Below are 13,224 nucleotides of genomic sequence, written 5' to 3'. Positions count from 1 at the left end.
ATCGTGTCCGCATGGACACCCGCGCTGACGTCTCCGCCTTCCTCGCCACCGAGTTCGCCCGACTGGTGAGCGATCACGGCGTCCCCGGCGCCTCGATCGCCGTCCTCATGGACGGCGAGGTGGTCGAGGCCGCCGCCGGGGTGCTGAGCACCGCGACCGGTGTCGAGGCCACCGTGGACTCCGTGTTCCAGATCGGCTCGATCACAAAGGTGTGGACGACCACGCTGGTCATGCAGCTCGTCGACGACGGGCTGCTCGACCTCGACGCCCCGATCCGCAGTTACCTCCCGGAGTTCCGCATCGCCGACGAGAGCGCGGCGGCCGCGATCACGACGCGTCAGCTGCTGAGCCACCGCGCCGGTTTCGAGGGCGATGTCTTCACCGACACCGGACGCGGCGATGACGCGATCGAGAAGTACCTCGCCACGCTCGGCGAGCTGCCGCAGGTCTTCACCCCGGGCGAGCTGTTCGCCTACAACAACGCCGGGTTCAGCGTGCTCGGGCGGCTCGTCGAGGTGCTGCGCGCGAAGCCGTGGTCGACGGTCCTCGTCGAGCACCTCGTGGCTCCCCTCGGGCTCACGCACGTCGCCCCCAGCGCATACGAGGCGATCCTGTTCCGCGCCGCAGTCGGCCACATGGGTCCCGGCGAGGACGGCACCGAGACGCCCGCTCCCGTGTGGGCGCTCGCGAAGTCGAACGAGCCCGCCGGATCCATGCTCGCCATGACGCCGCGCGATCTGGTCGCCTTCGCGCAGATGCACCTCGCGGGCGGAGTCGCCGCAGACGGCACGCGCGTGCTGTCGGAGGCATCCGTCGCCGACATGCAGCGCACGCAGGTGAAGCTGCCGACGCTCACCGGCATGGGTGACGCGTGGGGCCTCGGCTGGGAGATCTTCGTGGAGGGAGGGCCGTCCGTCATCGGCCACGACGGCGGCACGATCGGCCAGTCGGCGTTCCTCCGGGTGATCCCCGAGGCGGGTCTCGCCGTGGCCATGCTGACCAACGGCGGCGACGTGATGGCGCTGTTCGACAGCACCGTGAAGAAGATCGTGAGCGAGGTCGCCGGTGTGGAGCTGCACGGATTCCGCAAGCCCCCGGCCGAACCCGAGCCGGTCGACGCGACGCCGTACGTCGGCTCGTACTCGAACTCGACCTTCGACATGACCGTCAGCCTCGACGACGACGGCAGGATCTGGCTGGACAGCAACCCCAAGGGGATCATGGCCGAGATGGGGCAGAAGCCCGAGCACGTCGAGCTCGTCGGGCTGAGCGAGGGCGCGCTGATCGCCGTCGAGCCGACCATGAAAGAGATGCACGTCATCTACGCCTTCCTGGGTGACGACGGCGCCGGCCGCAGCAAGTACATCCACTACGGACGCGCCATCGGCCGCGTCGACTGAACCACTCCTTCACAGCACGCGGCCACACCGCCGCACCATCCCCCGCATCAGGAATGAGATCGCATGCACTCCTTCACGAGGTCTGCCGTGGCCGTCGCCGTGACCGCCGTCGCCGTCGCCGCACTCGCCGGATGCTCCGGCGCAGGCGACGACGGCGGGGAGTCATCCGGCTATGTCGACGGCGGTACGTTCACCATCTCGATGGTCGCCGACCCCGGCGCCCTCGATCCGCAGGCATCCGCGGTGAGCACGCTGTTCCAGCTGTCGGCCTTCGCCTATGACCGGCTCGTGTCGATCGACCAGGACGGCAAGGTGCAGTCGCAGCTCGCGAGCGACTGGTCGATCGACGGCACGGCGATCACGCTCACGCTCAACGACGGCATCACCTGCTCGGACGGCTCGGACTTCACGGCCGACACCGCAGTCGCGAACATCCTCTGGATCGCCGACCCCGAGAACCAGAGCCCGTTCCTCGGATCGTTCCTCGCTCCCGTCGCGAGCGCCGAGGCCGACGGCAGCACCATCACGATCGAGCTCGCCGCACCGGCGCCGTTCGCCCTGGAGGGCCTCGCGAACGTCCCCATGGTCTGCGCAGCTGGCCTCGACGACCGCGATCAGCTCACCGCAGCCACGCTCGGCACCGGGCCGTACGTCCTCACCGATGCCGTGCCCAACGACCACTACACCTACGAACTCAACGAGGACTACGCGTGGGGACCCGGCGGCGTCACCGCCGACGAGGAGGGGCTGCCCGCACAGATCGTCGCCCGCATCATCCCCAACGAGACCACAGCGGCGAATCTCGTGCTGTCCGGAGAGATCAACGCCGCCTCGATCGTGGGTCCCGACGCGGCGCGCCTGGAGGCCGCCGGTCTGTTCTCCCAAGGGCTTCCCGCCCTCGTCGGCGAGCAGTGGTACAACCAGAACGCCGGGCACGCCACCAGCGACCCCGCCGTCCGCATGGCGCTCACGCAGGCACTCGACCTCGCGGAACTGCAGAAGGTCGTCACGAGCAACGCCGGCGAGCCCGCGACGCGCCTGACGGTGCTCCCGCCGTCGACGTGCGACTACGACGCGGTCAGCGGCAACGTGCCCGTGTTCGACGTGGATGCCGCGAACGCGGCGCTCGAGGACGCGGGCTGGGTTCCCGGCGCCGACGGCATCCGGGAGAAGGACGGCGTGAAGCTCGAGCTGACGTTCCTCTACGCGAACACCCTCGGCACCGGCGGTACCTCGGCGGCGGAGCTCGCGACCCAGCAATGGGAGGAGATCGGCGTGAAGGCCACGCCGACCCAGAACGACTCGACGACCCTCACCGGCACGATCTTCGGCAGCGGTGCGTGGGATGTCGCGTGGGTGCCGCTGAACGTCAGCAACCCCGACCAGGTGGTCGGCTTCGTCTCGGGAGCATCGGCACCCGACGGCACGAACTTCGCAGGCATCCACAACGCCGACTACGAGGCGGGAGTCGCCGCGGCGATGGGAATGGTCGGGGCGGAGGGCTGCGACACGTGGAAGGAAGCCGAGACGGCGCTGTTCACGGCCGCCGACGTGGTCCCCTTCGCCAACAACGTCGTCAAGACCTATGCCAAGGGCGCCGAGTTCACCATGCTCGACCAGATCGTGCCGACCAGCATCCGGCTGATCGCGGGCTGACCCGCACCTCCCAGTGAGCAGCGCCGGGCGACCGGCGTGAGAAGGAACACGCACTCATGACTTCAGCAGCTGCCCTGTCCACGGGAACGGAGCGCCGAGCCCGCGACCATCGCTGGCCCCGGTTCATCGCCCGCAGGACCGGGCGGCTGCTGGTGTCGCTGTGGGTCCTGGTGACCGCGGCGTTCCTGATGATCCACCTCATCCCGGGCGACCCCGTGCGCGCCGCGCTCGGCCCGACCGCGTCGGCCGAACTCGTCGCGGCCAAGCGTGCGTCACTCGGGCTGGACGATCCGCTGATCGTGCAGTACTTCGACTACCTCAAGGGCGTGCTCACGGGCGACTTCGGCACGTCGATCCAGACCGGGCTCCCGGTCGCGCAGACGATCGCCCAGCGCCTGCCGGCGACGCTCAGCCTCGCGGTGCTCGCGTTCGTCTTCGCCGTCATCGTGTCGGTCCCGGTCGGCGTCGCGATCGCCGTGGCGACCCGGCGGGGCCGTGGCCGCAAGCTCGAACTCGGCTTCGCGTCGGGCAGCATCTTCCTCTCGGCGATCCCCGACTTCCTGCTGGGCGTCGCGCTCGTGTCGGTGTTCGGCGTCGCGCTCGGCTGGCTGCCGATCGCCGGCCGCAGCGGCCCCGAGTCGTACATCCTCCCCGTGATCGCGCTCGCGCTCGGACCGGCCGCCGTTCTCGCGCGCATCGTGCGGGTCGAGATGCTCGCCGTGCTCGGCGCGGACTTCGTGCGCACCGCGCGCGCCAAGCGGCTGCCGGCGTGGCGCGTCTACCTCAGCCATGCGCTGCCCAACGCGGTGACCGCGACGCTGACCCTCGCAGGACTCCTGCTCAGCTCGCTCGTGGTGGGCACCGTGCTCGTCGAGAACGTGTTCGCGTGGCCCGGCCTCGGCTCGACGATCGTCAGCTCCATACAGACCAAGGACTACCCGATGGCTCAGGCGACGGTGCTCGTCTACGGCGCGGGCGTGCTGATCATCAACACGATCGTCGACGCGACCCTCGCGATCCTCGATCCTCGTACGACCGTGGCGGACAGCTGACGTGGGCGCCGTGAGTCGAACCCTCCGCACGCCGCTCGGCGCGGCGGCCGCGATCCTGCTCGCGATCGTCCTGCTGACCGCGATCCTCGCGCCGATCCTGTGGGGCGAGCAGGCCGCCGCCGTCGACACCGACGACATCCTGGCGGGCCCGTCGCCGGAGCATCCCATCGGCACCGACGGACTGGGGCGCGACCTGCTGCTGCGCGTTCTCGTGGCGACGCGGCTCTCGGTCGTCCTCGCGCTCGTCGCCACCCTCGTCGCGGTGTCGGTCGGACTTGTCCTCGGCGTCGCACCACTGCTGCTGGGCTGTGCCGGCAAGCCGATCACCTGGCTCGTCGGCATCGCGGTCGCCTTCCCCGCACTGCTGCTCGCCCTGTTCTTCGCCGTGATCTTCGGGACGGGGTGGCTGGGGGCGACCCTCGCGATCGGACTCGCCGGTGCCCCGAGCTTCGCCCGGCTGTGCCACACGCTCGTCGCGGGAGTCGCCTCGCGGGACTTCGTGGCGGCCGCGCGGGTGGGCGGCATCGGCCGCTTCCGCGTGCTCTTCCGGCACATCCTCCCGAACATCGGCGAGCCGCTCATCGTCAACGCGACGATCGGCGCGGGCGGCGCGCTGCTCGCCTTCGCGGGCCTGTCGTTCCTGGGGCTGGGCATCCAGCCGCCGGAATACGACTGGGGCCGTCTGATGATGGAGGGCCTGTCGGGCATCTACCTCAACCCGCTCGCGGCGCTCGCACCCGGGATCGCGGTCGTGATCGCCGGCCTCGCGTTCAACCTCGTCGGCGAGGCGGCGGCACGCGCGCTCGGTGTCGAAGCCACCGGCATCGTGGCCCGGCTGGCGTCGGTGCAACCGCGACGGGCGGCGGGGGCATCCGGTCCCGCACCCGTGGACGAGGTCCTCGCGGTGCGCGACCTCACGGTGACGTTCCCCGGGGTGCACGGGCCGGTGCAGCCCGTTCGCGGGGTGACGTTCTCGCTCCGGCGCGGAGAGGTCGTCGGCATCGTCGGGGAGTCCGGTTCGGGAAAGTCGCTCACGGCACTCTCGATCGCGCAGCTGGTGGAGGAGCCGGGGGTCGTGGATGCCGGGACGCTGCGCTTCGTCGGCGCCGACCTGCTGGAAGGCGATCCCGCCGATCACCGCCGTCTGCTCGGCACGTCCCTGGCGATGGTGTTCCAGGACCCGATGACGAGCTTCAATCCGACCAAGCGGGTCGGGGCGCAGCTGGCCGAGGTCTCGTCCCAGCACCACGGGCTGACCCGGCGTCAGGCGCATGACCGCGCCGTCGACCGGCTCGGTGCCGTCCGCATCGCCGAGCCCGACCGGCGGGCGCGGCAGTACCCGCACGAGTTCTCCGGCGGCATGCGCCAGCGCGCCATGATCGGCATGGGCCTGATGGGCAACCCGCGGCTCGTCATCGCGGACGAGCCCACGACGGCGCTCGACGTGACCGTGCAGCAGCAGGTGCTCAACCTGCTGAAGTCGATCAGGGACGAGGATGACGTCGCCATCCTGCTGATCAGTCACGACGTCTCCGTCGTCGCCGAGATCTGCGACCGCGTGCTGGTGATGTACGCGGGACGGATCGTGGAGGACCTTCCGGCATCGCACCTGGCGCGGGCGCGGCATCCGTACACGCGGGCGCTGCTCGCGGCAGTCCCCGACATGCACACCGACATCTCCCAGCCGCTCGCGACCGTCCCCGGCCGGCCGGTGGATCCGGCGGACGTGCCCACGGGGTGCGCCTTCGCGGCCCGATGCCCCCTCGCCGACGCGCACTGCGAGAAGGTCGACCCCGAGCTGGTGACGACCGCCACGGGAGACCGCGTGGCGTGCTGGCACGCCGACGAGCCGCTCGCGGCGCTGGCCACCGCGCGCGACGTCGAGGAGGTCGTCGCGTGAGCGAGCTGCGCTTCGAGAATGTGACAGTCCGCTTCGGGTCCGGGCGCAACGCCATGACCGCGGTGGACGGGGTGAGCCTCACCGTGCCCGACGGCGAGGTTGTCGGACTCGTGGGCGAGTCGGGTTCCGGCAAGTCCACCATTGCCCGGGCGGCGGTCGGGCTCGTTCCTGTGCATGACGGGCGCATCCTCATCGACGGCGAGGCCGTCGATGTGCGACATGGCCGCCGCCCGCTTCAGATGGTCTTCCAAGACCCCTACTCGTCGCTGGACCCGCGCATGACGATCGGCGAGAGCGTGGCCGAGATCCTGCCGCACCGTCTGGCGCGGTCCGCGCGCCGTGACGAGGTGGCGCGGCTGCTCGACCTGGTGCACATCGACCCGGGGCGGGCGGGGGCGTACCCCGCGCAGCTGTCGGGCGGCCAGCGCCAGCGCGTCGCGATCGCGCGAGCCCTTGCGGGCCGGCCGGATGTGCTCATCGCCGACGAGATCACGTCGGCCCTCGACGTCTCGATCCAGGGAGCGATCCTCAACCTCGTGCGGGAGCTGCAGGCCGAGCTCGGCCTGTCGATGCTCTTCATCTCGCACAACCTCGCCGTGGTGCGTTACGTCGCCTCGCGGGTGGCCGTCATGCACGGCGGCCGCATCGTCGAGGAGGGGCCGACCGCCGACGTGCTCGCCGCCCCGCAGGACCCCTACACGCGTGAACTCCTGGCCGCCATCCCCGGCCGCATCCCATCCGTCCCGACACCCTGAGGAGCAACCCATGACCCGCAGACTGCGCATCGACGACCTGCTCGAGATCACCGTCCCGAGCCAGCCGGCACTGTCGCCTGACGGCTCCCGCATCGCCTACGTGCTGGGCGGCGTCGACGGCGATGCCGATCGCGCGACGAGTTCGCTGTGGATCGCGGAATCGGATGCCGCCCCCCGCAGCCTCACGCGGGGCACGGCCGATTCCGCACCGGTGTTCTCGCCCGACGGGCAGACGCTCGCGTTCCTGCGCGACGGCCAGCTGTGGACCCTGCCGATCGCGGGCGGCGAAGCCGACCAGCGCACCAGCCTCGCGCTCGGGGCGGGTGCAGCGGTGTGGAGCCCGGACGGCGCGAAGATCGCGTTCTCGGCGCCCGTCGACCTCGAGGCGAGCGACGGCGAGTCCGCCGATGACCGCTCGAAGCGCGCGGGCGCGCCGATCGTCGCCGACGGCATCGGGTACCAGGCCGACGGCACCGGGTACCTGCGCGGTGCGCGCATGCAGGTGCACGTGCTCGACGTCGCCAGCGGCGAGACCCGGCAGCTCACCTCGGCCGACGCGCATGCCACCAGTCCCTCGTGGTCTCCGGACGGCACGCGCATCGCCTTCGCGGCGAAGCCGGCGGGTGTCGACGACCTGACCTACCGCTCGGCGGTGCACGTGATCGATCCCGGCGACCCTGCGGCGGCGGCCCGGGTCGTCGCCTTCGCCGACGGCGCCGCCGCGACGGTCGCCTACGCACCCGACGGCGAACGGCTCGTCGTGGTCGGCTGGGCGGGGGATCCGTCCGGCATCGCACGGCTCTACTCGGTGTCGCTCGCCACCGGCGCGGCGACCGAGCTCGCCGGCGCGCTCGACCGCAACGTCATGCCGGGGGCCCCGGCATACCCGGGTGGGCTGCCGCAGGTCTCGGCGGCGGGAGAGGTCGTCTTCGCGGTGCGCGACCGCGGCTGCTCCCACCTCTATGCGGTGCCGCTGGACGGCGGTGTGCCGCGGCTGGTGCTCGGCGGCGAGGGACGGGTCGTCTCGGGGCTGTCGGTGCAGGGCGGCGTCGCAGCGGTCGGGCTCGGGACGCCGACCTCGTTCGGCCAGATCGTGCGTGTCGACCTGGCGTCGGGCGACGAGATCGTCGTGGCGGAGCAGGGCGCCGCGCCCGACGGCGGCGAGCTGTTCGTCCGTGAGTCGCGTGAGTTCCTCATCGGCGACGGCACCACCGTGCAGGGCTGGCTGCTGCGCGACCCCGAGGCATCCGGTCCGACTCCGCTGCTGGTCGACGTGCACGGCGGACCGCACAATGCGTGGAACGGCGCGGTCGACGACATGCACCTGTACCACCAGGAGCTCGTCGCGCGCGGTTGGAGCGTGCTCATGATCAATCCGCGCGGAAGCGACGGCTACGGCGAGGAGTTCTTCACCGCGGTCGACGGCGGCTGGGGCGAGGCCGATGCGAACGACTTCCTCGAGCCGATCGACCGGCTCGTCGCGGACGGGATCGCCGACCCGCGGCGTCTGGCGATCGCCGGCTACAGCTACGGCGGGTTCATGACCTGCTACCTCACGAGCCGCGACGACCGCTTCGCGGCCGCGGTCACCGGCGGCGTGGTCAGCGACCTCACGAGCATGGGCGGGACGAGTGACGAAGCACACCTGCTCAACGTGTTCGAGGTCGGCGCCATGCCCTGGCGAGCGGCCGACCGTGAGCGCCTCGCGGCGATGTCGCCGTACGCGCAGGTCGAGCGGGTGAGCACGCCGACACTCGTGCTGCACGGCGGCGACGACGTGCGGTGCCCGATCGGCCAGGCCGAGCAGTGGCACTATGCGCTGCGCGAGAGCGGCGTTCCCACGCGCCTGGTCATCTACCCGGGCGGCAGCCACATCTTCCCGATCCTCGGTACGCCCAGTCACCGCCTGGACTACAACCGCCGCATCGTCGACTGGGTCGAGCAGTACGCGGGGGATGCCGCCGGCGCCCGCCCGGCCGCGATCGACGTCGCGCACTGGCAGCGCCGGCTCGGTGCGCTCGCGAAGGTGCACAAGGTGCCCGGTGCCCAGCTCGGCATCCTGCGGGTGGGCGACCGGCGCGACGACGAGATCGTGACCGCCTCGCACGGAACCCTCAACCGCAACATCTCGACGGGTGCGCCGGTGACGAAGGACTCGATCTTTCAGATCGGCTCCATCTCGAAGGTGTGGACGGCGACCGTCGTCATGCGCCTCATCGAGCACGGCGAGCTGTCGCTCGACACGAAGGTGAAGGACGTCGTGCCCGAGCTCGAGCTGATCGACGACGAGCTGACCGACGGCGTCACGATCTGGCACCTGCTCACCCACACGAGCGGCATCGACGGCGACGTGTTCACCGACACGGGCAGGGGCGACGACGCGCTGGAGAAGTACACGGCCGAGCTGAGGACCGCGGGGCAGAACCACCCGCTCGGCGCGACGTGGTCGTACTGCAACTCCGGCTTCTCGCTGCTGGGCCGGGTGATCGAGAAGATCACCGGCAAGACGTGGGATGCCGCCATGGCGGAGCTGCTCTTCCAGCCGCTCGGGCTCACGCACACGGTCACACTGCCCGACGACGCCATCCGGTACGCCGCCGCCGTCGGGCACGTCGACGTCGCCGGCGAGCAGGTGGTCACGCCGGCATGGGGGCTGATGCGCTCAGTCGGCCCGGCCGGGCTCATCACCGCGCGCGCCGAGGACGTGCTCGCGTTCGCGCGGCTGCACATGGCGGGCGGCGTCACCGCCGACGGCACCCGGCTGCTGTCGGAGGACGCTGTCGGGCAGATGCAGGCGTTCCAGGCCGAGGTGCCCGACAAGCACGTGCTCGGCGACTCGTGGGGCCTGGGCTGGATCCGCTTCGACTGGAACGGCGAGCGCCTGTACGGACACGACGGCAACACGATCGGGCAGGCCGCGTTCCTGCGCATCCATGGTCCGTCGGGCCTGGCGGTGACGCTCCTGACCAACGGAGGCAACACGCGGGACCTGTACGAGTCCCTGTACCGCGAGATCTTCGCCGAGCTCGCGGGCATCGACATGAAGGCTCCGGTGGCCGTGCCCGATGAGCCGGTCGAGGTCGACATCGCCCCGTTCGTCGGCACGTACGAGCGCGCGTCCGTCCGCATGGAGGTCCTGAACGGCGACGACGGACCGATCCTGCGCTCGACGGTGCTCGGACCCCTCGCCGAGCTCGAGCCGAACCCGACCGAGGAGCTGCCGATGGTCGCGCTCGGCGACAGGCTGTTCGCGGTGCGGGCGCCCGGCACCCAGACCTGGATCACGGTGACGTTCTACGCGCTCCCGACCGGCGAGGAGTACGTGCATTTCGGCGCGCGCGCGACCCCGAAGGTATCGGATGCCGTCAGCACGTCGCCGATCGAGGACGAAGAGAAGGTCGCAGTGCCGGCATGACGACCGTGTCCGTCGGAGTCGACACCATCGTCGACTCCATCCGCGCGCTCGTCGAGTGCGAGTCGCCGTCGTCCGACCTCGCCGCCGTGGCCCGCTCCGCAGACGTCGTCGCTGCGCTGGGCGAGCGGGCACTGGGGGTCGCACCCGAGCGCATCGTGCTCGACGGGGTGACCCATCTGCGTTGGCGGTTCGGTGCGGCGACGCGGGTCGTCGTGCTGGCCCACCACGACACCGTGTGGCCGCTGGGCACGATCGAACGGCTGCCGTTCGTCGTCTCGGACGGGATGCTGCGGGGGCCCGGATGCTTCGACATGAAGGCCGGGCTCGCGATGGCCGTGCACGCGATCGCGTCGCTGACCGATCGCGACGGTGTGACCCTGCTGGTCACGGGCGACGAGGAGGTCGGCTCGCCGAGCTCCCGCGCCCTCATCGAAGACACCGCCCGAGGAGCGCGCGCCGCGCTCGTGCTCGAGGCCTCCGCCGACGGCGGGGCCCTCAAGCTCGAGCGCAAGGGCGTCTCGCTCTACGAGGTGGTGGTGGACGGGCTCGCCGCGCATGCGGGACTGGAGCCTGAGAAGGGCGTGAACGCCACCGTGGAGCTTGCCCACGAGGTGCTGGCGGTGGCCGCGCTCGCGGACCCCGCGATCGGCACGTCGGTGACCCCGACCGTCGCGGGGTCCGGTTCCACCACGAACACCGTCCCGGCGCGCGGCTCCGTCGCGGTCGACGTCCGGGCACGCACCGCGGCCGAGCAGGAACGGGTCGATGCGGCGCTGCGCGCCCTCGCCCCCGTCACCCCAGGCGCCCGGGTGCGGGTGCGAGGCGGCGTCAACCGGCCGCCGCTGGAGGCCGCGGCATCCGCGGAGCTGTTCGCCCGCGCGCAGGTGCTCGCCGCCGCACTCGGCCTCGAGCCGCTGAGCGGGGTGTCGGTGGGCGGGGCGAGCGACGGCAACTACACCGCGGGCATCGGGGTGCCGACGCTGGACGGTCTCGGCGCAGTCGGCGGCGGAGCGCATGCCGAGCATGAGCACGTGCTGATCGACGAGCTCGAGCCGCGCACGCGGCTGGTCGCCGCGCTCGTCGCGGATCTCGTCGCGAACGCGTCGGGGTCGGGGGAGGGGGACGCATGACCGAGGTCGTGTTCGCACGCGATGCCGCGGCGACGGCGGTGTCGGCAGCCGAGGAGGTCGCCGCTCGCGCCGGCGTGGAGGTCCGCGAGGTCGCCGGCCTCGAGGAGGAGGCGGCGGTGATCGAGCTGCTGTCGCGCATCTGGGGCCGCAGCGCCGACAACCCGCCGGTCCCGCCGGAGCTGCTGCGGGCGTTCGCGAAGTCGGGCAACTACATCTCGGGAGCCTTCGACGGCAGCGAGCTGGTGGGGGCGGCCGTCGCGTTCCACTCCACTCCCGACCGTCATTCGCTGCACAGCCACATCGCGGGCGTCGCCGCGTCGCACGTCGGGCGCGCCGTCGGCTTCGCGATCAAGCTGCACCAGCGCGGCTGGGCGCTCGCGCGGGGCATCGAGGCGGTGGAGTGGACGTTCGATCCCCTCGTTGCGCGCAACGCGTACTTCAACATCGCGAAGCTACGTGCTCGTCCGACCGAGTACCTCGCCAACTTCTACGGCCCGATGACGGACGCGATCAACGGCGGCGACGACACCGATCGGCTGCTGGTGCGCTGGGACCTGCTCGACGCGGACGTCGAGGCCGCGGCATCCGCTCATCCGCTCGGCGTCGACGCCACGGTGCCCGACATCGTCACCGTGGCGGTGCCGGCCGACATCGAGAGGCTGCGCCGCACCGATCCCGCGCGGGCGGGGGAGTGGCGTCGGGATGTGCGTGACCGGCTCGCCCGGCTGCTGGACGGCGGCGGACGCATCGTCGGCTTCGACCGTGCAGAGGGGTACATCGTGAGAAGGGGACAGGGAAACGCCCGATGAACATCGAGGGGTTCGAGCTCAGGCGCGTCGCCATGCCGCTGGTCTCGCCGTTCCGCACGTCGTTCGGAACGCAGACGGCGCGCGACATCCTGCTGGTGAAGGTCGTGACGGATGCCGCGACCGGCTGGGGCGAATGCGTGACGCTGCTCGATCCGGTGTACTCCCCGGAGTACACCGAGGGGGCCGTCGACGCGATGAAGCGCTGGCTCATCCCGGCGCTCGCCTCGGCGGAAGTGCGCGATGCGAACGCCGTCGGCGAAGCGCTCAAGAAGTTCAAGGGTCACCGGATGGCCAAGGCCGCGCTCGAGATGGCGGTGCTCGATGCCGAACTGCGCACCGAGGGCCGCTCGTTCGCGCGTGAGCTGGGATCGGTGCGCGACCGTGTGCCCTGCGGAGTGTCGGTGGGCATCATGGAGTCGATCCCGCAGCTGCTCGACGCGGTCGGCGGCTATCTCGACGCGGGGTACGTGCGCATCAAGCTGAAGATCGAGCCCGGCTGGGACATCGAGCCCGTACGACAGGTGCGCGAGCGCTTCGGCGGCGACGTGCAGCTGCAGGTCGACGCCAACACCGCCTACACGCTCCGGGATGCCCGCCACCTCGCCAAGCTCGACGCCTTCGACTTGCTGCTGATCGAGCAGCCGCTCGAAGAGGAGGATGTGCTCGGCCACGCCGACCTCGCGAAGATCGTGCAGACCCCGATCTGCCTCGACGAGTCGATCACCTCGGCCCAGACCGCCGCCGCGGCGATCCGGCTCGGCGCGACCTCGGTCATCAACATCAAGCCCGGCCGTGTCGGCGGGTACCTCGAGGCGAGGCGCATCCACGACCTCGCGGTCGCCCACGGCATCCCGGTGTGGTGCGGTGGAATGGTCGAGTCCGGCATCGGGCGGGCGGCGAACGTCGCGCTCGCCTCGCTGCCGGGGTTCACGCTGCCCGGCGACGTGTCGGCGAGCGACCGGTTCTACGCGACCGACATCACGGCACCGTTCGTGATGCGCGACGGCCACCTCGACGTGCCGCAGGGACCGGGCCTGGGCCTCGAGCCCATCCCCGAGGTGCTGGACGAGCTCACCACCTCGATCGAGTGGGTGGCCCTGTAGCGGG

At 71.3% G+C, this 13,224-nt stretch carries 9 protein-coding genes; all 9 read left to right on the top strand.

Translation table 11 applies throughout. The features are described 5' to 3' along the window. Positions 1 to 11 precede the first annotated feature (11 nt). The 9 genes from ABEA46_RS14860 to menC all read left to right on the top strand — a co-directional run bounded on the left by ABEA46_RS14860 (position 12) and on the right by menC (position 13,220). Positions 12 to 1,400: a serine hydrolase domain-containing protein gene (locus ABEA46_RS14860; protein WP_345545398.1), complete on the top strand. Its 1,389-nt coding sequence runs from the start codon at positions 12 to 14 to the stop codon at positions 1,398 to 1,400. Between the two features lie 63 nt (positions 1,401 to 1,463). Further along, positions 1,464 to 3,056 carry an ABC transporter substrate-binding protein gene (locus tag ABEA46_RS14855; protein WP_345545396.1) on the top strand — a complete coding sequence of 531 codons (1,593 nt, stop codon included), beginning with the start codon at positions 1,464 to 1,466 and terminating at the stop codon, positions 3,054 to 3,056. A 56-nt stretch (positions 3,057 to 3,112) separates the two neighbouring features. After that, entirely contained in the window at positions 3,113 to 4,108 is a 996-nt protein-coding gene (locus ABEA46_RS14850) for an ABC transporter permease (protein ID WP_191170151.1), read from the top strand. A 10-nt stretch (positions 4,109 to 4,118) separates the two neighbouring features. Next, positions 4,119 to 6,008, top strand: a complete 1,890-nt coding sequence (locus ABEA46_RS14845) for a dipeptide/oligopeptide/nickel ABC transporter permease/ATP-binding protein (protein WP_345545394.1) — start codon at positions 4,119 to 4,121, stop codon at positions 6,006 to 6,008. Further along, entirely contained in the window at positions 6,005 to 6,763 is a 759-nt protein-coding gene (locus tag ABEA46_RS14840) for an ABC transporter ATP-binding protein (protein ID WP_345545393.1), read from the top strand. Before ABEA46_RS14845 ends, ABEA46_RS14840 begins: the two co-directional genes overlap by 4 nt. Before the next feature lie 10 nt (positions 6,764 to 6,773). Continuing rightward, positions 6,774 to 10,178 carry a serine hydrolase gene (locus ABEA46_RS14835; RefSeq protein WP_345545392.1) on the top strand — a complete coding sequence of 1,135 codons (3,405 nt, stop codon included), beginning with the start codon at positions 6,774 to 6,776 and terminating at the stop codon, positions 10,176 to 10,178. Beyond that, positions 10,175 to 11,308: a M20 family metallopeptidase gene (locus ABEA46_RS14830; protein WP_345545391.1), complete on the top strand. Its 1,134-nt coding sequence runs from the start codon at positions 10,175 to 10,177 to the stop codon at positions 11,306 to 11,308. Before ABEA46_RS14835 ends, ABEA46_RS14830 begins: the two co-directional genes overlap by 4 nt. Then, on the top strand, positions 11,305 to 12,117 hold the full coding sequence (locus ABEA46_RS14825) for a GNAT family N-acetyltransferase (RefSeq protein ID WP_345545389.1): 813 nt from the start codon (positions 11,305 to 11,307) through the stop codon (positions 12,115 to 12,117). Before ABEA46_RS14830 ends, ABEA46_RS14825 begins: the two co-directional genes overlap by 4 nt. Then, the gene (gene menC / locus ABEA46_RS14820; RefSeq protein WP_345545387.1) at positions 12,114 to 13,220 is read left to right on the top strand and encodes an o-succinylbenzoate synthase; all 1,107 of its coding nucleotides are present in this window, start codon (positions 12,114 to 12,116) and stop codon (positions 13,218 to 13,220) included. The genes ABEA46_RS14825 and menC overlap by 4 nt, the downstream gene beginning before the upstream one ends. Positions 13,221 to 13,224 lie beyond the last annotated feature (4 nt).

Origin of the sequence: Microbacterium jejuense (assembly GCF_039544225.1) — a bacterium.
GTDB classification, from domain to species: Bacteria; Actinomycetota; Actinomycetes; order Actinomycetales; family Microbacteriaceae; genus Microbacterium; species Microbacterium jejuense.
Note: the sequence above shows the minus strand (reverse complement) of the source record. Positions and strands in the feature narration are given on the sequence as shown.